The organism is Aeromonas sp. s10 (assembly GCF_040907975.1).
In the GTDB taxonomy this organism is placed as follows: domain Bacteria; phylum Pseudomonadota; class Gammaproteobacteria; order Enterobacterales; family Aeromonadaceae; genus Aeromonas; species Aeromonas caviae.
In genome coordinates this window covers 209,884-230,916 of the sequence record NZ_JBFOCV010000041.1, presented here as the reverse complement: position 1 = coordinate 230,916, position 21,033 = coordinate 209,884, and the positions used below count along the sequence as shown (strand labels likewise).

The following is a 21,033-nucleotide window of genomic DNA, read 5'->3' as shown; positions in this document are numbered from 1 at the left end:
CGACGCGGGCCTGCTCCTGTTCGGTGGGCTGGTAACTGGCCCGGTCCTCTTCGTCATCCAGCAGGCGGGTGAAGATGGCGATCGCCTCTTCGGCCTGCGCCAGCGGCAGGGCGGCCAGCCATTCGGTGACGCTGCCGCCTGAGTGCATCAGCTCGTGGGCCTGCTGTTTCAGCGTATCGCTGCTGGCTGCCCGCTTGCTGGCCTGCTCGGCCTCGGCCTCGGCGGTCAGCTGGTCGGCCACGGCATCGCCGGCACCCGGCCAGTTGCGGCTCACAATCAGCCGATCGCCGACCAGTCGCACATATTGGCCGTCGGCGTGGATGATGCTGCCGTGCAGCAGCAGGGCGGCGTTGCTTTCATCAAGACCCATTCGGCCCAGCTCTTTAGCCAGAGCGGATCCTTTCACCCCCGATTTGGATCCTTTCGTACAGTTATTGACAGAACTCCGAGGGGGGCGGCTGCCGCCGCCTGAGGGCAACTCGCTGCGCTCGCTCACTGCAGGCTCGCGCTGCTCGCCCAAACCCGACCCGTTGACCCCCTTGCGCACTATCTGCCAACCCTCGGTGCGGGTGATGGCGGTGGTCTGGCCGATGTCGGTAATCACCCCCATCAGGCGCAGCACATCCTCGCCATACTTGTTGGCGGCTTCATCGAGGCGCTTGGAGAGGCGGATCAGGTGCTCTTTGCGGGGCAGGTCAATGCCGCCCATGGCGTCGATAAAGTCGCCCCAGCGGTTGTTGTCGGCTGCGGTGCGGGCGGCTTCCAAAATGCAATCCCACTCGATCACCTCGTCACCCAGTCGGCGCAGCTCGCGCCACACGCTCACAGCAGGGCCGCCAATCTGCTGAAACTGGCGGATACGCCAGCAGCTCGCCCAGGCCGCCACCGCGATGGTGGTGTGGTCGACCGGTGCCTCTGCCTCGTAGTCCATCCCGACCTTGTGGCCGTCGATGTTCTTGGCGATGTATTTGGCGATATACCCGGTGGCGCTGCCCTTGGTCGGGTCGATCTCCTTCCAGTTCACCCGTGGGTTGATGGCCTTGACCACCGCCGGGCTGTTCACATCGAGCAGCCACTTGATGCGCGGCATCTTGTTGCGGATTTTCATCTCGGCCAGCGCATCGAGCTGGTCGCCGTTGGGCATCTTGAGCTCGGCCCGTTCGGCGGCGGTGAAGTGGTAGGCGAGCAGGGTCAGAAAGTCGCGTTGGTGCTCGGGGTTGATAAACAGCAGGCAATGCCAGTGTGGGGTTCCGTCGTGGTGCGGCTCCACCACCCGAAAACCGAAGGCCATGATCCCCTCGCGGGCCAAGGCGGCCCGAAAGCGGGCCCACTGTTTGCACAGCAGGCGGTTGGTCTCGGTCGGGCAGGCGCCGTTGAACTTCTCGTTCTGGTAGGTCTTCGCCTTGTCTTTGCTGCCCTGGCGCCAGGCGTGATAGCTGGAGGGGGCAGTCAGGGTCAGGAACAGACCCAACTTGCCCTGATCCTGCGCCATGTCCTCAAAGCCGCGCATGCGCACCATCAGCTCATGACGGCGGATCTCGGGGTTGGCGACCGAGCCCATCACCGCATCAACCAGGTCAATCTCTTGCCCCAGCTCCTCATTGACGGCGCTCATGCCTGCCATCCAGGCTTGCTGGGCTGCTTTACGCTGGGTGAACTCACGCACTGCGTGCGCACTGGCGTAGGGGCTGACCCCCTTGCGCACCTGGCCGGTGAGGATGGCAATCAGCTCGCAGTAGATGGCCCAGGCGCGGTTGATCTTGCGCAGCCACCACGACTCGTCGAGCAGGCGCACCAGCAGGCTGGCGGCGGCCCCTTCGAACTTGTCCACCTCGTCGGCCAGGTCGTCCCGCTCTTCTTGGCTCAGGGGGCGACCCAACAGGCGCTCCACCTTGGTGCGTGGGTGAACCGGCAGGGTGGGGCAGAAGTGCCACGCCTTGGCCTGGGCCCCGATATCGGCCAGCAGCTCCGTGGCGGTGCGCTCATGGCCCGCCGCCGCCAGCAGTTGCTGGCAGCGACGGGCCCACTCGGCGGCAACCAGCTCGCGGCGCACATCGTTGCGCAGGTCGATCACCGGTACCGGGAACCGGCTCTGTGCGGCGGCGCAGGTATCGACCATGCGGCGCAGCCAGATGTTGGCGGTCTTGGAGTTGGCCGGGTAGCGGCGCAGGAAGGTCGCGGCCAGCGGCTTGGCAACGTGCCACTCGATGCGGGCAAGTTGCTCGGCCGCCCCGGCCATATTGATGGCGTGGTGCCCGACCAGGTAGTGCTGTGGGAGCTGGATGCCGTGCAGGTTGGTGATGGAGTCGATCATGCGACATCCCCTTGTCGGGTGTCAGTACCGCTACGATCAACAACTGGGTTGTCGCAAAGTCCATAAGCGCTGGAGCAACCAACGTCAGGAGCAAGGCGGGCGAACATATCAAACGTCTTTCCACCCCTGCCAGTCATCGACCAGTCAACCACTCGATTGATGTTCAGCAGATCCTGAGCCTCTTCATGCGTCATCATCTCGACTGACTGACTGCCACCCGCGACACGCGGGCCATAGAAGCTGGATGCCCCGCGCTTGCTGGCCATGCTCACCAGTCGTTCCCACTCTGCGACGCGCTCGATCTCTTCCGGCCAGCGGTTAGCAATTTCACGCAGCTCGTCTTTCCGGCACATGATGCAAGGCATGCAGCCAACACGGCTCAAGCCCTGCTCATAGAGGGGGTTCCATTTCACACCATGCTTGCGGTGAAACTCGAAAACATCCTGCGCAGTCCAGGTAAGGATCGGGCGGTAGTTGATCAGGCCATCACGCACCTCATCTTTCTCAGGCAGTTTTGAGCGCGATGTTGACTCATCTGCGCGCACACCTTGCCAGCTCCATACCTCATCTGTTTCATGGTCTTCCAGCAGAGGGAATAGCACTTGCTGTTGCATTGGGTTGCGCTTCAGTTCTTCGGTGCAGAACCGAGCCATGGCGCTGGGGAAGCGCCCTTTGAGTAGGCAAAGGTCAAGGAATGGTATCCCTGTTGGGGTCAGGACTTCACTGGCTCGTTTGATGAACTCCGCTGGCACTCCTTCAGAGCGCCACTTCGTCATCACAGTGACCAGTTTCCTCCCGAGCTGAATAGAAAAATCCGGCTTGATCCTTCGAATGGCAATGCCTAGCCGTATCTCTAAATAGTTCAGGTAGGCATAGACTTCTGGGTGCTCATGACCGGTATCGCAGAAAACTGCTTGCAGGTTCTCGACGTTCCGCTCGATTGCCAGCAGAAGAGTGGCAGTGGAGTCTTTGCCGCCGGAAACAGAAATAATGTTGTGGTTCATTTACACACCCCGCACTTGCCGTTCACATACTCGTTGGGTTGCAGGTAGCGGCCGCAGGTGGAGCAGGTCGGTACCATGTCCAGGGTGGCGAGCCGATCAGACCAGCAGGTGGCCTCGCAGAAAAACAGGCTGGTGAGCCGGTTACCGCCCAGGATGACCGGGCGCACATGGCTGAACTCGCCGCAGCAACTGCAGCGCATCGAGGGGCGGGCGTTGGCCGGGACGGTCTTCAGCACGGTTTCACTGGCGGCGCGGGCCAGTGGCCAGCAGGTTTCGACACAGTAGGGGTAAGAGCGGCGACCGTGTCGGCCCGCTACCGGTAGACAAACCGCCATCTGGCGGCACTTGGTGCATGGCTCAAGCGTCACGATATGGCTGTTTGCAGGGCGCACGACGCCCAAAGCCGGGGCAAGCCCGGCTGGTTTCTGGTGAGTCATTAGATGGCGCCTCCGGTGTAGAGAGACTGGATATTGCTCGATGCCTGACGGGCAGCCTGACGAGCTTGGCGGCACAAGGTCAGATGGGTTCTGGCCGGCGTGCGCTGGCCATGGGGACCATCTGCGCGCAGCTCGACTAGGTCAAGCTGCAGGCCGTGCAGGCGCGCCTCGGCGTTCAGCATTTTGTCGACCCACTGGTCGATCTGCTGTTGGTGGCTCATTTGATGGTCTCCCCCAGTCCATGGAGTGGCTCGCACTCGGCCCACCACTCGGCGATCTCTGTGGCCAGCGCGACTTCACCGCCACCCAGCGCCAGCCAATAAACTGCGCGGATGGCGCCAAGTGCCAGCAGCTCCTGGGCGATGTTGCGGTTTCGGCGGGCATCACTGCCCGAGGTGTTGAACTCCTCCTGCGCTGCTTCCCAGTGCTTGGTCAGTGGGCTGACCGGTGCTGGCGGCTGCATATGGGCGGGTCCAGATTCGGCGCCACCCAGCTCGTCGACCGGCGGCTCCAGTTCGAACAGGTCATCATGCATGTCGGCCCCCTTTGGTGTTCAGATTCAGCCAGAGCGAGCGCCAGGCATGTGCATTGGCGGCATGGTGCTGTGCCGCGATGTCGTCGGAGCGAGTCATATTGCGGCGCCGTGCCAGTCTGGCCAGATGCCAATGGCACTCCTTCACATTGCGTAGTGCGTTCGAAATCGCTACATTGCGCATATCAGTTACCTCAGTTGCTGATGGAAACCCCGCTGGTGCTGTAACACCGTTAAAGCGGGGTTTTTCTTTAGGTTTTCAATACATTCCAAGGAGCGAGTGATGTTCGACATCAAGTACCATCCCGAAGCTGCGAAACCTGCTTTTCACGAACAACTGGCCAAATTCGTAAAGAAAGATGTCGACGATGGCCCTGACTACCCGCTGGTCGTTGAGAATGAATCCGGCCAGATTTACTGCACCATCAAGGCCTATGGGTTGGGCAGTTTTGTCGCCATCGACCAGTTCCTGGGTGGGCTGGGATTGCGAGACAAGTACCAGGGCACAGGGCGAGATGGTCATTTCGTGGTGACTAAATAACCCTCCCTCTAGCGGCCTCAGTGGCCGCTTTGTTGTGCCCCTTCATGCCGCTCAATGGCCGCCAGTGCTTTGGGAATGTAGAGGCCGAAGTCGATCTGAACGCCCGCCGCTCTTGCCTGTTTGCTTGCCTCTACCGCCAGTTCCTTAGCCCGATCCTCTCGCCGGTGATCGGGTGTATCGATCAGGGTTTTCTCGAAACGGCTGGCGATGTCGCTGATGGTTGATTGCTGGATGTTGTGCATGGTCTGTCTCCTTACTGGCCGTTCCCGGCTGCCTTTCTCAGTGCCGCGATGCGGCCTTCCAATGTGCTCGCCTTCTCGTTAAGCAAGGCGCGCTGCTTGTTCTGGTGTTCTGCCTGCTCCCGCTCGCTGCGGGTTGGTCCCTTGCTGCGGCCAGTGGGGCGGTGCCATTCACGGCGGTGCAGCACGCCGCCATCAAACTCGTGCAGGGTGGCGAGCAACTCCCCCAGGGCGAGGCGGATCGCCTCTTGTTGGTCAAAATCGAACTGGTCCAGCTCGCGGGTGCCATAGGTGGTCGATAACCCGGCGGCGTAACAGATGACGGCGCGGGCCCGGGTCGGCAGGCGTGACCAGCGGCTGGCCGCCCCATTGCGGCCGAACTGGGCGCGCATCTCTGCCAGCGCCACCTCTGCGGCGCTGGGCTGTTGAACGAGCTCGAAAATCTGTGCGGTGTTCATGGGGCGGCCCTCCGGTTATGCCTGCAGCAGCTTGGTCAGCCAGAGCGGGCGAGGTTGATGGCACGGCTGGAAGCGCAGCGCGCCACGGCGGCCGCGTTGGTCTTCCAGATAACTGCCGTCGAAACGGGTGGTGTTGCGCATCACCGGCTCGTCACCGCTGGTGACGATGGTGGCGCGGTTGAACAGCAAAAACGGCAGCGGAATCAGCCCCGGCTGCTCAGCGCGCAGTTTCATGCTGACTCCTTGAGCGGGACGCTCTTCGACATGGTTTTGTGGTTTTTGCCCACGCCCTTGCAGAACGGCAGCACGATGGCCGGATTGGGCATGGCAGATGGGCTGATGGTGCCGACGATTTCAAACGCCGCCTTGAAGGTGTGGCCGCAGTCGACATTGCTGCAGGCGTAATAGGCATGGCCTGTCAGCGGGCTCATTTTGGTGGAGTTGCGGGTATTCGCGTGGTAACCGCAGTGGGGGCAAATCAATCTCATGGTCTGGTCTCCTATGCGCCGATGGCGGCGCGGGCCATATCAGCAGCGCACGCAAGGCTGGGGATGGCGTGAAAGCGGTCCTCGACCTCGGTAGCCAGCAACACAAGGTGCTCGATGCCTGCCCAGATGCCGGTGACGACGGTGTTTCGGTGTGATTTGGTGACGCGGTCACCGGCGAGGAGGGTGGTGGCCTGGGCCGTGACGCCCAGGATCTGGGCCCCTGCATTGAGCGCCTGCTGGGCGCGGGCCTCTGGGGCAACCTGGGCGGCATCCGGCAGACGAACGGCGGTCAGTTGGCAGTCAAACAGCATGCCATCAAACAGGGTGTCGTCGCCGGTGGCGTGGTAGAGGGCGATGAGATCGTGCGCAGTCAGGTTGTGCCGCTCACACGCCGGGTTGAATTTGTTGTGCAGCACGTGGTGTGACATGCCGATGGTTTCAGCCAATTGGCTGATGTTGTGCGCCTGCTTGAACAGGTCGCAGGCCCCTGCAAAGTGGCTGTGTGAACGAGTGCGCTGGTTTGACACTTTATCCCCCTGTGCTCAATCGCTACCGTTAGGTCAAGCAGCAGCGCGCTGGCGCGACTTGCTGGTCGAATCCTTGGCCACACGACGACGGGAGTTCTCATGAACGAACTTGAAGTAGTGTTCCGGCTCCTTGGTCATCTCGCGCCAGCGGTGCAGATTGACCCACGGCTTATCGCCAGCACGCAGTTTGGGAACGATGGGCAGGCGCCCGTCGCTGATCATGTCCTGGGCGGTGCGCAGTGGCAGGTCGAACTTGAGTTCGTCCCGCAGCATGGTGAGGAAGGCGTCCAGCGGAATGGCCGGCAGCATGGTGAGCGCAAGGCTCTGTTTGATGGTTTCCAACTGGCGCAGCACTTCTGCCAGTTGGTCAACTGGAGGTTGAACAGCGTCACCTATCGGTGCGGCATGCGCCCCTAAAGGCTGTTTTTCGGTGTCACGTTGCGTCATACTGCGCCCCTATGCGTTTACTTTTTACCTGTAGACAGAAATGCACTCACGATTCCGACAATTGGTGTGCACTGCTGATTTTAAGTAAGAGTATCCGCTGATGCGATATCGCGCAACCTAAAAGTGTGAGTCTGTGATCAGGGGTGTAAATCTATGGAGATTCTTAACGGCACAGCCTTTGATTTGGAAGATTTTGCCAAGAGGATGAAACAACTGGTAGGTCGAGAGACTTATAGTTCATTTGGCCGGAGAGTCGGCGTGAGTGATGCGGTTGTCAGGAAATATTGTCTAGGTGAAACGATGCCCTCCATCGGGCTGGTTTCTCAAATCTGCGGGCACGAACCGCGGCTGTTCCTCTGGCTCTGCCTTGGTTTGGGAGAGCAACCTGAACAGGCGACAGAGCACCCCGAAGTCCCCATCTATGCACGTGCAGCTCAGGGTGACGATACGACTGGGCTCGCAGAATCCAGCGCTGCTTACCACCAGATGCAGGATTACACCCTGGTCGACTGCTACCAGGTGTTTGCTTCGGCCGGGTTCGGCGCCACCGTCTCCGACGAGCTGAAAACCGAGCCCATGGCGTTTCGCACCGACTGGCTCAAGAAAGAGGGGTTGGCACCGGAGCGGCTGGCGGTCATCCGGGCCAAGGGCGACAGCATGGAGCCCACCATCAGCAATAACGACATCATCCTGGTGAGCCTGTGCAACGGCGATGCCCTGCGCGATGGCCTCTATGTGCTGCGCATTGGCGACAGCCTGCTGGTTAAGCGGCTGCAATTCGACGTGCTCGGCGGGATCAAGGTCATCTCTGACAATCCTGGCTATGAAACCCAGGTGGTGACCAAGGACCAACGGGCCGATGTGCATATCGTCGGCCGCGTGGCATGGGCAGGGAAGAAGTTTTGATTCAAACCAACATATGGAATCACTGAGTCGATGAAATATGAATTGAGTGCAGCAACATTTTACCTATCATTGCTTATACCATTTTTATTTTATTTTTTGCTGTCTAAAACAAAAGTTGCAAAGAAAGACTTAGGCGCTACTGAAAAATACAAATACTTAGATGGTTTGCGGGGGCTGGCTGCGACAGCTGTGTTTATACATCATTCAAGAATGATCTATAACTATCACTTCAATGGTTCCTTTAGTCCAAACGGACTGTTTGAGTATGGGCACTCTGTAGCTTCAAAATTATATGTGCATGCTGGGCAGTCATCAGTGCTATTCTTTTTCATGATTACTGGTTTTCTATTTTATGGGAAACTGGTTGATTCAAAGGGGATTATAAATTCGATAAGCTTTTATACGGGGCGCCTGCGTCGAATCGTTCCCGGATATATTACATGCGTTGTCTTGGCGTTCATAATTGGTATAGCATCCGGTACTAATGATGGATGGGGCATTAAGAATATTGCTGCATTCCTCACATCATCTATCAGCTTTGGCTATTTTGGCTTTTATAGTGTCGGCGTGATACCCGGGTGGGTTATCGTTTCTGGAGTCCTGTGGACTCTTACCTTAGAGTGGTTCTTCTATTTTCTAGTCCCATTTATGGGTGTCTTTTCCACCTCTAGGAGGAAATCTTTTGTTTTCATTGTCTGTTTAATATCGTGGCTGTTTCTTGCAAATAAGTTCGGATATATCACTGTAAAAACTCTTGCCATATCACTTTCATTTGCGCTTGGGTTCATTATTGCCGAACTGGTTAGATCTGAAAGCAAAATAATAACTTCTTTCTTGAAAAACCCATTTGTCGGCATCATCCCCCTTGTTTTATTTGGGGTGTATATTTGCGACTACGCGACCTCTTATGAGTTAGTCCCAGTTCTGCTAATTTCGCTTGTTCTTTTGTTTATATGCTCAAACAACTCGATTTATTCCTTTTTATCTCTTCGGTTGTTCAGGCTAGGTGGGAAGGTAAGTTATAGCGTTTACATTCTTCACGGGGTGGCATTGAATTTAGTTGGGTTGATGTTTTCATCTGCGCCATCTTACCCACTTTATTTTGTTATCTCATCGCTCTTAATGGTAATGCTAAGTTTCTGTAACTACTTTCTTGTGGAAAAAACGTTTATAAAAAAACCAGTGCAAATTAATTCAGATGAAACCTCCAAAGAAATACTATTAACAGCTAACTTAAAATGACCGTCCGAAAACTCGACGACGGCAAGCCACGCCTCTGGCTTGCCGAAGTCTACCCCCAAGGCCGTGAGGGTCCGCGCAAGCGCAAGCGCTTCGCCACCAAGGGCGAGGCGCTGGCCTGGGAAAAGTGGTTGCTGGAAGAGAGCAACAGCAACCCTTGGCTCACCGCCAACAAGGTGACCGAAGACAAGCGGCGCTTGTCCGACGTCATCGACCTCTGGTTCCGTTTGCATGGGCAGACACTGGTCTCTGGCGAACAGGTCAAGCGCAAACTCGACTTGATGGCCGAGGCGATGGGCAACCCCTATGCGGTCGATCTCAACAAGGGGCATTTCGCCACGTACCGGGAAGGGCGGCTCACTGGAGCCATCATCTTCCCTGGTCGCTGCCGTGACCGGGCCGCTGGGCCCAAAACGGTGAACGACGAACAGCGCTTGCTGAATGCGGTGTTTGGGGAGCTGATCCGATTGGGGGAGTGGGTGAACCCCCACCCATTGACTGGCTTGCGGCAGGTCAAAACCCATGAATCGGAGATGACCTACCTCACGGCAGCGCAAATCGACATGCTGCTGGCCAGTTGCGCGACCTCCCGGGTGCCGGCATTGACCACGGTGGTCAAACTCTGTCTGGCCACCGGGGCGCGTTGGTCTGAGGTGCAGGGGCTGACCAGCGCCCAGGTGAGCAAGTATCGGCTGACGTTCACCCAGACCAAGAGCAAGCGCAATCGCTCGGTCCCCATCTCGCCAGAGCTCTATGAACTGATCCCCAAACGCGGCATCCATGAAGGCAGGTTGTTCCCTCCCTGCTATGACGCATTTGAGTATGCCGCGCAAAAATCCGGGGTGAACCTGCCGGAGGGACAACTTTCTCATGTGCTCAGACATACGTTTGCCAGCCATTTTATGATGAATGGTGGTAATATCCTTGTCCTACAGCGAATCCTCGGTCACAGCACCATCACCATGACCATGAGGTACGCCCATTTTGCCCCCGAACATTTGGATGACGCGGTCAGATTAAACCCTCTGATCAGCCCTCACTCATAGGTGAAAAATGGCGGCAAAGTGGCGGCAGAGCTCCGCATGGAATGCGTGATACCGCGTGATGTTGCGCGCTAACCCTTTGTTTTAACTGTAAGTCGTTGAGCCAATTACTATGCCTAAGAAATTCTATGTATCGTGGGATAACCTGCAACGCGAAGCGCGCCGTCTGGCCCGTCGTCAACTGCCTGTCAGCCAGTGGAAAGGGATCATCGCCGTCAGCCGCGGTGGTCTGGTGCCTGCGGCCCTGATGGCCCGCGAACTTGGCATTCGCAATGTCGAAACCCTCTGCATCTCCAGCTATGACCACGACAACCAGCGCGAGCTGGTGGTGGTGAAGGCTGCCACCACCGCAGGTGACGGCGAAGGCTGGCTGGTGGTGGACGATCTGGTGGACACCGGCGGCACCGCCAAGGCGATCCGCGAGCTCTACCCCAGAGCCAAGTTCATCACCATCTTCGCCAAGCCCATGGGCGAACCCCTGGTGGACGACTTCGAAGTCGCCATTCCGCAGGACACCTGGATTGAACAGCCCTGGGACATGGCGCTGGAGTTCGCCAAGCCGATCTGCGACGAAGCGTAATCGCCGCACCGGTCGCGACCAGTGACTCCCCGGCATTTGGGAGCGGACTGATCCGTCGTGATGCAAGGTTGACCACATTGAGCCCCTTTTGGGGCTCAATGCGTTTCTGGTGTGGCTGCTCGATGTGAAAAGTGGTTAAGATGGGACATTGTTTGAGACAGAAGAGCCACTATTTTGGAACCAAACGACGATACCAATCTGACGGAAAAGCTGTTTACCCGGGTCAAAAAGGTATTGGAAACTTCCGAAGTCTCCAACTCGAGCCCCGTCGACGAGCAAGACAGCGCACTGTCTGACAGCTTCATCGATGGCGCCCTGTCGCCCCGCTGGTATCGCCTGCTGCGCAGACCGACCTGGGCCTGGCAGGGGGCCGATCCCGTCGAGGTGGAGCAGACCCTGGCGCACATCGCCATGGGGCAGGGGGAGCGCAGTCACGAACGCTATCTGGACACCATCAAGGGCTATGTGCCCGGCAACTGGGTCTATGAGTGGAGCCAGCTCGCCGGCCATTATTTCAATACGGGGCGGATGCTGCTGGGGGAAGGGGATCGCGCCGCGGCACTGAAGAGCCTGCTCAAGGCCGTGCGCTACTACTCCATCGCAAGCTACCCCCACCTTAAGCACGACGAGCTGGCGGATCAGGCCCAGTTGCTTGGCAACATGGCCTATCGCGAGGCCGGACGCCTGTTCAAGGTGCCCCTCAAGGAGTTGCAGGTCCCGTTTCGGGGCAAGACCATCCAGGGCTATCTGCATCTGCCCACCACCGAGAAACCTGTGCCCCTGGTCATCGTCAGCGGTGGCATCGATTCGCTTCAGGTGGACTTCCTCAACTTCTATTTCAAGTGTCTCGAGCCCCACGGCATCGGGATGCTCTCACTGGACATGCCGGGCACCGGCTATGCCGAGCACTGGCCCCTGGTGCAGGACACCAGCCGCCTGCACCAGGCGGTGCTCAACTACCTCTCGGAGGTGGCCTGGGTCGATCACCAGCGCATCGCCATGGTGGGGTTCCGCCTCGCCGGCAATGTGGCGGCCCGTCTCGCCTTCGTCGAGCCATTCAAGCTTCGGACTGTGGTCTGCATCGGTGCCGGCATCAACCAGGTGTTCACCAATCAGGAGATGTTCGCCCGCTGCCCGCGCATGATGCGCGACGGGCTGGCGAACCGGCTGGGGGCGGACGCGGCCCAGTGGGATCTGCTGCGCACCAAGTGTCAGGTCTTCTCCCTCAAGACCCAGGGATTGCTGGGGAGTCGCACTTCCGTGCCGATATTGAGTATCGGGCACAAGAAAGATTTTATTTGTCCCGAGCAGGATGTCCGGGCATTGGCCGCTGCGAGTCGCAACGGCAAGGCGGTGGTGTTTGACAAGCAGCCACTGCTCGAGGTCTATGACGAGGCACTGAAAGAGACGGTAGATTGGCTCAAAAAGCACTTATGTACATGATATAAAACTAAAAATGTAACATCACCATGTGATGGTATGGCTTGTTCAACAGGGAGGTTAGCATGTCAGAAAGAGTGACTTACAAGCGATTGCTGCGGCAGTTCGCGGCCATTGGCCCCTATTTGCGTGAAGACCTGTGCGAGGAGGGCCGCTACCGCTTTGACTGCCTGTCCGTCTGTGTCAGCGCCAAGCCTGCCCCGGACAAGCGGGAGTTCTGGGGCTGGTGGCTGGTGCTGGAGCAGGAGGATCACAGCTTCAGCTACCACTATCAGACGGGGTTCTACAACGCGGACGGGGAGTGGATCGACAAGGCGCTGCCCAAGAAGCATCAGGCGGAAGTGGAACGCACCCTGCAACATTTCTACAAGCTCATCAGCGGCAAGTTGACCCAGCTGGAGTGTACTCTCTCCCCCGCGAAGCAAGTGACTGCCGAACTGAGCGTGACGGCAGCCTGATCCCCAAGCCCCGCATCTTCCCGGTGCGGGGTACCCCGATGCTTTGTCACCGAGCCCGCAACTGCCTGGCGAGGCTTAATTGCCTTGCAGGGCAGGGGGGCCGTGGGTATAAAGGGATTCCTTACTTTTCTAACCCTTCGTTCCCATGGAAAACAGAACCATAGTCGTCAAACTGGGCACCAGCGTGCTCACCGGGGGATCTGCCCGCCTCAACCGTGCCCACATGGTCGAGCTGGTCAGACAATGTGCCGCCTTGCATCGACACGGGCACCGTGTCGTGCTGGTCACGTCGGGGGCCATCGCCGCCGGTCGTGAGCATCTGGGCCACCCTCCGCTGGCGCCTACCCTGCCGAACAAACAGATGCTGGCGGCGGTGGGTCAGACCCAGCTCATCCGGGTATGGCAGGACCTGTTCAACCTCTACGGGCTGCACATCGGCCAGATGCTGCTGACCCGCGCCGACCTGGAAGACAGGGAGCGCTACCTCAATGCCCGCGACACCCTGCGCACTCTGCTCGATCACCGCATCATCCCCGTCATCAACGAGAACGACGCCGTGGCCACCGCCGAGATCAAGGTGGGGGACAACGACAACCTCTCCGCCCGTGCCGCCATCCTGGCGGATGCGGACTTGCTGATCCTGCTCACGGATCAGAAGGGGCTCTTCACCGCCGACCCGCGCACCAACCCGGATGCCCAGCTCATCGAAGAGGTGCAGACCATAGACGACACCCTGCGCTCCCTTGCCGGTGACAGCGTGAGCGGCCTTGGCACCGGTGGCATGGCCACCAAGCTGCAGGCGGCCGACGTGGCGCGCCGGGCCGGGGTGGACGTGGTGATCGCCACCGGCCAGATCCCGGAAGTGATCGGCCGACTCGCCGCCGGGGAGCGGGTGGGGACCCTGTTCCCGGCCCTGGCATCTCCCCTGGAAGGGCGCAAGAGCTGGATCCTGGCAGGGCCCCCTCCTCACGGCGAAGTGCAGGTGGATCAGGGGGCCGTGGCCGCCATGCAGGAGAAGGGCTCCAGCCTGCTGCCCAAGGGCATCGTCGCGGTGAAGGGTGATTTCGTGCGTGGCGACGTGGTGCGTATCCTGGATCCCAAGGGGAGCGAGCTGGCTCGCGGTATCTGCCGTTACGACCATCTGGAGCTGGATCGGCTGCGGGGTGTCCACTCGGATCAGATTGAACAGGTATTGGGTTACGGCTATGGGGCCGTGGCCATCCACCGTGATGACATGGTGCTGCTCTGAAGAGGGCGGCACCGCATGAACAAAAGGGAACTGTGATGAGTCTGGAGAAAATGGGGCAGGCGGCCCGTGAAGCCGCCTATCAACTGGCCACCGTCAGCACGGCACAGAAGAACCGGGCGCTGGCGGCCATCGCCGATGAACTGGAAGCACGCAGTGCCCAGATCCTGGCGGCCAACGAGAAAGACATCGCCGCCGGGCGCGAGGCGGGGCTCACGGAAGCCATGCTGGATCGCCTGCTGCTCAACCCGGCGCGCCTTGCCGGCATCGTGGCGGATGTGCGCAAGGTGATCACCCTGGATGATCCGGTCGGGGCCGAAATCGACAGCCGGGTGCTGGAGAATGGCCTGCGCCTTTCCCGTCGCCGGGTGCCCATCGGTGTCATCGGCGTCATCTACGAGGCGCGCCCCAATGTCACCATCGACATCGCCAGCCTCTGCCTCAAGACCGGCAACGCCAGCATTCTGCGCGGCGGTCGCGAGACCTTCCACTCCAACCTGGAGCTGGTGCGGGTGATCCAGCATGCCCTGGCAGCGTCCGGCCTGCCCGAGGCGGCGGTGCAGTACATCGACAATCCGGACAGGGCGCTGGTGGCCGAGTTGCTGCGCCTCGACCGCTACGTGGACATGATCATCCCCCGCGGCGGCGCGGGTCTTCACAAGATGTGCAAGGAGAACAGCTCCATCCCCGTCATCATCGGCGGGTTCGGTATCAGCCATATCTTCGTGGACGAGAGCGCCGATCTGGCGCGTTCCCTGGCGGTCATCGAGAACGCCAAGGTGCAGCGCCCCTCCGCCTGCAACGCCCTCGATACCCTGCTGGTACACGAGAAGGTGGCGGCTACCTTGCTGCCGCAACTGGTGGCTCTGATGAACGAGCGCAAGGTGACTCTGGTGGGGGCGCCCAACGCCATGGCGCTGCTGGCTGGCAGCGACAACCTGTGCGACGCGGGGCCGGAAGATTTCGACACCGAGTGGCTGGGGCTGACCCTGGGGGTCAAGGTGGTGGCGGACGTCAACGAGGCGCTCGCCCATATGCGCGAGCACAACGCCGGCCACTCCGATGCCATCCTGACCAACTCCCTCACCAATGCCGAGCGTTTCGTCAACGGGGCCGGTTCGGCGGCGGTCTATGTCAACGCCTCCACCCGCTTCACCGACGGCGGCCAGTTTGGCCTCGGGGCCGAGGTGGCGGTCTCGACCCAGATGCTTCACGCCCGTGGCCCCATGGGGCTGACCGAACTCACCAGCTACAAGTGGGTGGGGCAGGCGGATTATCTCAGCCGTGCCTGATCCAGGCACGCTCAGCAAGCAGGACAATGCCGACTCAGGTCGGCATTTTTGTGCTTTTTTATTGCTCGCAATCAATGGCTTGCATATAACTATCCAGCAGGATGCGGTGTCACCCGGGGCATCAGGCCAGCGACAGCAAGGGGAGCAACTTCAAGGATGAAGGGACAGGATAGGAGTGCGTGGTGGGGCAGCCTCTGGCTGAGCCTGCCACTGCTGCTGGGGGCGCTCTGTTTCAGCGGCGCCAGCCACGCCAGCTGGGACCAGGATCTCTATCGTCAGCTCGGGCTGGCGGGCAAGCTCGACAGCCGCGTGTTTCGCAAGGCCCTGGACGGTTACCAGAGCGTGCGCCACAAGCGAAAACCCATTCTCACTATCATCGACTACAGCAAGCCCTCGACCATGCGCCGGCTGTTCGTCATCGACGTCAAGCGCCACAAGCTGCTCTACCACACCTGGGTCAGCCACGGCCGCAATTCGGGGGAGCTGGCCGCCCGCCAGTTCTCCAATCAGATGAATTCCCGGCAAAGTTCCCTGGGGGTCTACCGCACCGCCGAGACCTATCAGGGCAAGCACGGTTACTCCCTGCGTCTCGACGGCCTCAGTCCCGGCAAGAACAGCAATGCCCGCAAGCGCGCCATCGTGGTGCACGGGGCGGATTATGCCAGCCCCAGGCATCTGCAGAAGTTTGACAAGCTGGGGCGCAGCTGGGGATGCCCGGCCCTGCCAAGGGAGCAGTCCAGGGCGATCATCGACACCATCAAGGGAGGGAGCGTCATCTATGCCCATGGCTGAGACCCTGCTGCTAGGGCGTTACCAGGGCTGGTGGGTGGCGCTCTACCTTGCCGACGACCTCTCGTTATCCCTCGTGCACCGGTTCTGAGATGAGCATCCCATGGCAATCAACAGCAAAAAGGCCAGCATATGCTGGCCTTGGCGCATCAGGCGGGGATTATTTGCGGACCACCAGCACGGGGCAGGGTGCGTGGCGCACCACGGATTCTGCCACGCTGCCCACCAGCAGGTGGCTGATGCCGGAGCGGCCATGGCTGCCCATGACCACGAGATCCACCTTGTCTTCCTTCGCCTGGAGGACGATTTCATCGGCGGCGCGGCCAAAGCGGACCTCGAACTTGGCCGGAATGGGCAGGCAGGCGACCAGTTCCTTGAGCTGACTCTTGGCCTGGCGTTCCATCTCGTGGGTGATCTCGATGGCCGTCATGTGCAGGATCTTGTAGCTGTCGAAGCCGTGCAGCTGATCCACCACGTGGACCAGTTTGAGCTCGGCCTGGTGGGTGTTGGCCATGAAGACGGCGTAGTCGAGTACCGCTCTGGACATCTCGGAGAAATCGACGGGGCAGAGCAGGGATTTGATGGTTGGCATGAGAATCTCCCCTCAAGTTGGGCTACTAATGAATCTTGTTTGCCATGATACGCTGTGGGGCGACAATAACCCTCGACCCGCTCGCAAAATGGGGAAAATGTCGGCCGGGACTCTGTTTTTCTATGCTATCTGTATGCCTGAACGGGCCGTCCGGCGGTGAGCATCTGCCGAGTGCCATATCACTGAGGATATTCATGGTTCGTCTTTTTCTGTTCTGTTGCCTGCTGATCACCTCGTTCGTGCGGGCAGACACCATACACGTCTATTGCGACGACTGGCCCGGCTTCTGTCACCGGGACGGCAAGGGGGTCTATCTGGATGTGGTTCGAGCCATCTATGAACCCCTGGGGCACGAGGTGAAGCTTCACATGGTGCCTTACAAACGGGCACTGGCGGTGGTGTCGCAAAAGGAGGGGGACATGGCGATGGGGGTCTATCGGGGAGAAGTGCCCGGGGTCCATCAGCCCGACTACCCCGACTCGGCGGACTACGTGAGCGTGGTGATGCAAAAGCGCTGGCTGCCGCACTGGGCAGGGGAGCACAGCCTCAAGGAGCAGGAGGTGCTCTGGCTGAGGGGGTGGGCCTTTGACAAGTTCATCCCGGAGCCGATGCGCTGGTTCGAGATAGACAGCCACGAGATGGCGCTGCAATTGCTGATCAAGGGGCGTTACCGCTACTACCTGACCGACGGCGCCCTCTACCCCGAAGGCTCCCTTCCCCCCGAGCTGGTACAGGTATTCCTGCGCTGGATCCCGACCTACCCCATCTTCGCCGATACCCCGAAGGGCAGGGAGTTGCACGGGCTCTGGGATCCCGGCATGCGTACCCTGATAAGGCAGGGCAAGCTGGCGGAGATCTATCGGCAGAACAAGCTCTACGACTACTACCAGGACTTTCTCAGGGAGCAGGTGGTGCGGGCGAACAAGCCACAGCCCTAGCTGTCGGGCCTGATGCCGTCATCGGGCCCCTCTTGCCCCGCCCTTAGTCTTTGGCTCTGAGCGTCTTGGCCAGCCGGTCGTAATAGATAACGTCTTGCCCCGCCCTTAGTCTTTGGCTCTGAGCGTCTTGGCCAACCGGTCATAGAGGATGACGTTGACCGAGGCGGCCAGGTTCATGCAACCCTGAGTCGGCACATAGATGACCTCCTTCACCGCCGCGAAGCGGGCGGGTTCCAGGGTGCCATCCTCCGGGCCGAAGATGTAGAAGGCTCTCTCGGGGTGCACGTAATCCGGCAGGGGCGTGGCCCCCTCGATCAAATCCACCAGCACAGGGATGCAGCCCTCGGGCACGAAGTCCAGCAGCTCCTCGACCCCGAGCAGGGGGATCTTCTCCACCATCTGCTTGGTGTCGGTGACAAAACGCCTCGCCAGCTCGAAGCGCTGCCCCGTGTAGTAGACTTCGTCCGCCCCGTAGCAGCCGGCGGCCCGCATCACGGCACCCACGTTCTCCGGGGATTTGGGATTGACCAGCCCGATGGCGCAATAGTCCCCTCTCTCCCGGGCATCTGCCCGGTGCTGCCCGGCAGCGTCTTCATCTGACACTTTCATCTCTCTCTCCTGTGTGGCGGCGCATTATACCCCCGGTGGGCCCCTTGCCCAGTGTGCGGGGCGGATTCCCGCAAGGCGGGCCCAACAAGGGGGCGGCTGCACCGTGGCGGCGCAGCCCGACACCCTGATACGCAATGGCGGCGCCCCTTGCATCCTGGCGCGGGGTTTGCAGTCACTTCCCCATACAAGACGATGAGGCATCCGGACAAAGGCGTCCGTCCCCGCAGGGGGGCGGACGCTTTTTTTTATGGGCCCCTCGTCAGACACATGACAAGGAGCAAGGGAATGAAGACCACCTGTGCCTATTGCGGAGTGGGGTGCGGCATCCGGCTGAGCCGGGAGGGTGACAACTGGCAGTTGCAGGGGGATGAGCAGCATCCGGCCAACGGCGGCGCCCTGTGCGTCAAGGGGGCCAGCCTGCTGGAGAGCCTGGCCTTTCCCGACCGCCTGCTCTATCCGCGCTGGATGGGGCAGCGCATCGGCTGGGAGGAGGCCCTGGACACCCTGGCGGAGCGCTTTGCCGCCATCCTGGCCGAGTCCGGGCCGGATGCCATCGGCATCTATCTGTCGGGCCAGCTCACCACCGAGGATTACTACGTCGCCAACAAGCTGATGAAGGGGTACCTCGGCAGTGCCAACGTGGACACCAACTCCCGGCTCTGCATGTCGTCGGCGGTGGTGGCCCACCAGCGCGCCTTCGGGGAGGATCTGGTGCCCGCCTGTTACGAGGATCTCGAGCTCGCCGATCTGGTGGTGCTCACCGGTGCCAACACCGCCTGGACCCATCCCGTGCTGTTTCGCCGCCTGCAGCAGGCCAGGGCGCGGCGCCCCGAGCTCAAGCTGGTGGTGCTGGATCCTCGCCGCACCATGACGGCGGAGCAGGGGGATCTGCATCTGGCGCTCAAACCCGGCAGCGACGTGACGCTCTGGAACGGCCTGTGCCGCTACCTGCTCGATGTAGATGGCTGGGACAAGGCCTATGTGGCGCAGCACGTGAGCGGTTTCGAGGAACTTGCGGGCGCGCTGGACGACCCCGCCTGGCAGTTGGACGAGGTGGCCCGCAGCTGCGGCCTCTCCCGCAGCGATCTGCTCGGTTTCTACCAGCTCTTTGCCCGTACCCCCAAGACCGTCACCCTGTTCTGCCAGGGGATCAACCAGTCCAACCAGGGGGTGGACAAGGCCAACGCCATCATCAACGCCCACCTGATGTGCGGTCGCATCGGCAAGCCGGGGGCGGCTCCCTTCTCCATGACGGGGCAACCCAACGCCATGGGAGGGCGTGAGGTGGGAGGGCTCGCGACCCAGCTCGCCGCCCACATGGGCTTTGGCGAGGCCGAGTGCGATCGGGTACAGCGCTTCTGGGGAAGCCCGACCATGGTGCGCGGGCCGGGGCACAAGGCCGTCGAGCTGTTCGAGGCAGTGCACCGGGGGGAGATCCGCGCGCTCTGGGTGCTCGGCACCAACCCGGCGGTCTCCCTGCCGGACGGCAACCGGGTGCGCGAGGCCCTGAGCCGCTGCGAGCTGCTGGTGGTCTCCGAGGTGACGGCCAACACCGACACGGCGCGCCTCGCCCACCTGCTGTTGCCTGCCGCCGCCTGGGGGGAGAAGAGCGGGACCGTCACCAACTCCGAGCGCACCATCAGCCGCCAGCGCGCCTTCCTTCCCCTGCCGGGGGAGGCCAGGCCCGACTGGTGGGCCCTGACCCGGCTCGCCCGTCGGCTCGGCTTTGGCGAGGGGTTCGCCTATGAGCACGAGCACGAGATCTTCTGCGAGCATGCCGCCCTCTCCGGGTTTGAGAACGACGGATCCCGCCAGTTCGACATCTCCGGGCTGGCGGGTCTCACCCGTGCCGAATTCGAGGCGTTGGAACCCCTGCGCTGGCCCGTCAACGCTGACTGGCCCCAGGGGAGGGCCCGCCTGTTTGAGGATGGGCGCTTTGCCACCCCGGATGGCCGGGCCCGCCTGCTGGCCCTGGCCCAGCGCTTCCCCGAGCAGCCAGAAACGCTCCCGCTTGCAGGGGCTGTCTCCCTGCTCCTCAACAGTGGCCGCCTGCGGGATCAGTGGCACACCATGACCCGCACCGGCCATGTACCCCGGTTGCAGGAGGCCGAGCCCTGGCCCAGGGTGCGGATGGGAGCCGCCAGCCTGCTGGCGCTTGGCGTGAAGGAGGGGGATCTGGTGCGCCTTTGCAACGGGCTCGGGGAGGCGCTGCTGCTGGTGGGGCTGGATGAGGGGCTCAGGGAGGGGGAGGCCTTCCTGCCCATGCACTGGACCGACAGCCAGTGCAGCCAGGGGGCGGTCAACCGCCTCATCGCCCCCGTGGTGGATCCCCTTTCCGGCCAGCCGATGTTCAAACAGGGGCGTGTGCAGGCCAGGGCGCAGCTCACCCGCTGGCAAGGGATCTGGTGTGGCCGTGGTGAGTGGCGCGAGCCGGTGGACTGGTGGGCCAGGCGTCCCCTGCCCGAGGGGAACTGCACCCTGCTGGCCTCCTGGTCAGAGAGCACAGAGAGCCTGTGGCAACGGCTGGGGGCCGAGGGGCACTGGCTCAGGCTGCCCATGAAGGAGGGGTGGCTGGCCGTGGCCCTGGCCGGAGATCGTATCGAGGGGATCCTGCTGGTGGGGGTGCGGCGCCCGGACATCAAGGTCGACCTGCTGGCCAGTCTGCTCGGCACGCCGCTCCAGGCGGGGGCCCTGAGCCAGACCCTGAGCCAGGCCCTGGCCGGGGAGAGCCGGCTGGTCTGCTCCTGCCTGCGGGTCTCGGAGCAGCGCATCGTCGATGCCATCACCCGGCAGGGAGTGAGCGAGCTGGCGGGGCTGCAGGCCCTGCTCGGCTGTGGCAGCAACTGCGGCACCTGTCTGCCCGAAATCGACAAGCTGTTGATCAAACATGTTTTCCTGGCATCCGCTTAGTGCG

25 protein-coding genes are annotated in these 21,033 nt (G+C 61.1%); 12 read left to right on the top strand and 13 right to left on the bottom strand.

From position 1 onward, the window contains the following. The 5 genes from AB5Y59_RS15740 to AB5Y59_RS15720 all read right to left on the bottom strand — a co-directional run. The coding region (locus AB5Y59_RS15740; RefSeq protein ID WP_368211601.1) for a replication endonuclease at nt 1–2,314 on the bottom strand (2,314 nt) is incomplete at its 3' end. Then, a complete protein-coding gene (locus AB5Y59_RS15735; RefSeq protein WP_368211599.1) occupies nt 2,311–3,318 on the bottom strand; it encodes a phosphoadenosine phosphosulfate reductase family protein in 1,008 nt (335 codons plus the stop codon). The genes AB5Y59_RS15735 and AB5Y59_RS15740, both read right to left, overlap by 4 nt. Continuing rightward, nucleotides 3,315–3,686 carry a hypothetical protein gene (locus AB5Y59_RS15730; protein WP_368211598.1) on the bottom strand — a complete coding sequence of 124 codons (372 nt, stop codon included), beginning with the start codon at nt 3,684–3,686 and terminating at the stop codon, nt 3,315–3,317. The genes AB5Y59_RS15735 and AB5Y59_RS15730 overlap by 4 nt, the downstream gene beginning before the upstream one ends. A gap of 68 nt (nt 3,687–3,754) precedes the next feature. Continuing rightward, on the bottom strand, nt 3,755–3,976 hold the full coding sequence (locus AB5Y59_RS15725; protein WP_139392791.1) for a hypothetical protein: 222 nt from the start codon (nt 3,974–3,976) through the stop codon (nt 3,755–3,757). After that, complete coding sequence (locus tag AB5Y59_RS15720) at nt 3,973–4,290, bottom strand: hypothetical protein (protein ID WP_319916698.1); 318 nt, start codon at nt 4,288–4,290, stop codon at nt 3,973–3,975. Before AB5Y59_RS15720 ends, AB5Y59_RS15725 begins: the two co-directional genes overlap by 4 nt. A gap of 280 nt (nt 4,291–4,570) precedes the next feature. Between AB5Y59_RS15720 and AB5Y59_RS15715 the strand changes: the two genes are divergently transcribed. Continuing rightward, nucleotides 4,571–4,828, top strand: coding sequence for a hypothetical protein (locus AB5Y59_RS15715; protein WP_005308783.1), 258 nt, complete (start codon nt 4,571–4,573; stop codon nt 4,826–4,828). A gap of 17 nt (nt 4,829–4,845) precedes the next feature. Here AB5Y59_RS15715 and AB5Y59_RS15710 read toward each other — a convergent pair whose 3' ends face one another. From AB5Y59_RS15710 to AB5Y59_RS15685, 6 genes are read right to left on the bottom strand one after another with little or no spacing between them, the layout of a single operon-like run. Further along, nucleotides 4,846–5,070, bottom strand: a complete 225-nt coding sequence (locus AB5Y59_RS15710) for a hypothetical protein (RefSeq protein WP_341722670.1) — start codon at nt 5,068–5,070, stop codon at nt 4,846–4,848. Between the two features lie 11 nt (nt 5,071–5,081). Next, nucleotides 5,082–5,525: a hypothetical protein gene (locus tag AB5Y59_RS15705; RefSeq protein ID WP_368212304.1), complete on the bottom strand. Its 444-nt coding sequence runs from the start codon at nt 5,523–5,525 to the stop codon at nt 5,082–5,084. 15 nt (nt 5,526–5,540) lie between these two features. Further along, on the bottom strand, nt 5,541–5,759 hold the full coding sequence (locus AB5Y59_RS15700; protein ID WP_223956217.1) for a hypothetical protein: 219 nt from the start codon (nt 5,757–5,759) through the stop codon (nt 5,541–5,543). Continuing rightward, nucleotides 5,756–6,013 carry an ogr/Delta-like zinc finger family protein gene (locus tag AB5Y59_RS15695; RefSeq protein ID WP_167824660.1) on the bottom strand — a complete coding sequence of 86 codons (258 nt, stop codon included), beginning with the start codon at nt 6,011–6,013 and terminating at the stop codon, nt 5,756–5,758. The genes AB5Y59_RS15700 and AB5Y59_RS15695 overlap by 4 nt, the downstream gene beginning before the upstream one ends. Before the next feature lie 11 nt (nt 6,014–6,024). Next, on the bottom strand, nt 6,025–6,540 hold the full coding sequence (locus AB5Y59_RS15690; RefSeq protein WP_104455399.1) for a phage regulatory CII family protein: 516 nt from the start codon (nt 6,538–6,540) through the stop codon (nt 6,025–6,027). Nucleotides 6,541–6,573: 33 nt separating this feature from the next. Further along, nucleotides 6,574–6,882: a hypothetical protein gene (locus tag AB5Y59_RS15685; RefSeq protein ID WP_158656249.1), complete on the bottom strand. Its 309-nt coding sequence runs from the start codon at nt 6,880–6,882 to the stop codon at nt 6,574–6,576. 258 nt (nt 6,883–7,140) lie between these two features. On the opposite strand from AB5Y59_RS15685, the gene AB5Y59_RS15680 reads away from it, so the two are divergent. From AB5Y59_RS15680 to AB5Y59_RS15640, 9 genes are all read left to right on the top strand, one after another. Beyond that, a complete protein-coding gene (locus AB5Y59_RS15680; RefSeq protein WP_368212302.1) occupies nt 7,141–7,893 on the top strand; it encodes a helix-turn-helix transcriptional regulator in 753 nt (250 codons plus the stop codon). A 30-nt stretch (nt 7,894–7,923) separates the two neighbouring features. Beyond that, nucleotides 7,924–9,135, top strand: coding sequence for an acyltransferase family protein (locus AB5Y59_RS15675; RefSeq protein ID WP_368212300.1), 1,212 nt, complete (start codon nt 7,924–7,926; stop codon nt 9,133–9,135). After that, nucleotides 9,132–10,178 (top strand): tyrosine-type recombinase/integrase, encoded by a 1,047-nt coding sequence (locus AB5Y59_RS15670; protein ID WP_104452397.1) that lies wholly within the window; start codon nt 9,132–9,134, stop codon nt 10,176–10,178. The genes AB5Y59_RS15675 and AB5Y59_RS15670 overlap by 4 nt, the downstream gene beginning before the upstream one ends. A gap of 109 nt (nt 10,179–10,287) precedes the next feature. Continuing rightward, entirely contained in the window at nt 10,288–10,755 is a 468-nt protein-coding gene (gene gpt, locus AB5Y59_RS15665) for a xanthine phosphoribosyltransferase (protein WP_039040347.1), read from the top strand. 174 nt (nt 10,756–10,929) lie between these two features. Then, the gene (frsA, locus tag AB5Y59_RS15660) at nt 10,930–12,198 is read left to right on the top strand and encodes an esterase FrsA (RefSeq protein WP_368212299.1); all 1,269 of its coding nucleotides are present in this window, start codon (nt 10,930–10,932) and stop codon (nt 12,196–12,198) included. Nucleotides 12,199–12,260: 62 nt separating this feature from the next. Next, nucleotides 12,261–12,653 carry a sigma factor-binding protein Crl gene (gene crl, locus AB5Y59_RS15655; RefSeq protein ID WP_042883291.1) on the top strand — a complete coding sequence of 131 codons (393 nt, stop codon included), beginning with the start codon at nt 12,261–12,263 and terminating at the stop codon, nt 12,651–12,653. 145 nt (nt 12,654–12,798) lie between these two features. Then, on the top strand, nt 12,799–13,902 hold the full coding sequence (proB, locus tag AB5Y59_RS15650) for a glutamate 5-kinase (RefSeq protein WP_010675460.1): 1,104 nt from the start codon (nt 12,799–12,801) through the stop codon (nt 13,900–13,902). 35 nt (nt 13,903–13,937) lie between these two features. Continuing rightward, nucleotides 13,938–15,191 (top strand): glutamate-5-semialdehyde dehydrogenase, encoded by a 1,254-nt coding sequence (locus AB5Y59_RS15645; RefSeq protein WP_368212298.1) that lies wholly within the window; start codon nt 13,938–13,940, stop codon nt 15,189–15,191. 156 nt (nt 15,192–15,347) lie between these two features. Further along, on the top strand, nt 15,348–15,983 hold the full coding sequence (locus AB5Y59_RS15640; protein WP_042016892.1) for a murein L,D-transpeptidase catalytic domain family protein: 636 nt from the start codon (nt 15,348–15,350) through the stop codon (nt 15,981–15,983). A gap of 157 nt (nt 15,984–16,140) precedes the next feature. On the opposite strand, the gene AB5Y59_RS15635 is transcribed toward AB5Y59_RS15640, so the two are convergent. Next, entirely contained in the window at nt 16,141–16,572 is a 432-nt protein-coding gene (locus tag AB5Y59_RS15635) for a universal stress protein (protein WP_010675457.1), read from the bottom strand. 194 nt (nt 16,573–16,766) lie between these two features. Here AB5Y59_RS15635 and AB5Y59_RS15630 point away from each other — a divergent pair, with 194 nt between their 5' ends. Continuing rightward, the gene (locus AB5Y59_RS15630) at nt 16,767–17,510 is read left to right on the top strand and encodes a hypothetical protein (protein ID WP_042016889.1); all 744 of its coding nucleotides are present in this window, start codon (nt 16,767–16,769) and stop codon (nt 17,508–17,510) included. A gap of 105 nt (nt 17,511–17,615) precedes the next feature. Here the strand turns inward: AB5Y59_RS15630 and AB5Y59_RS15625 are convergent, their stop codons facing one another. Continuing rightward, entirely contained in the window at nt 17,616–18,119 is a 504-nt protein-coding gene (locus AB5Y59_RS15625; RefSeq protein ID WP_323887227.1) for an RNA methyltransferase, read from the bottom strand. Nucleotides 18,120–18,404: 285 nt separating this feature from the next. Between AB5Y59_RS15625 and AB5Y59_RS15620 the strand changes: the two genes are divergently transcribed. Continuing rightward, complete coding sequence (locus AB5Y59_RS15620) at nt 18,405–21,029, top strand: molybdopterin-dependent oxidoreductase (protein ID WP_368212296.1); 2,625 nt, start codon at nt 18,405–18,407, stop codon at nt 21,027–21,029. Nucleotides 21,030–21,033: the final 4 nt, after the last annotated feature.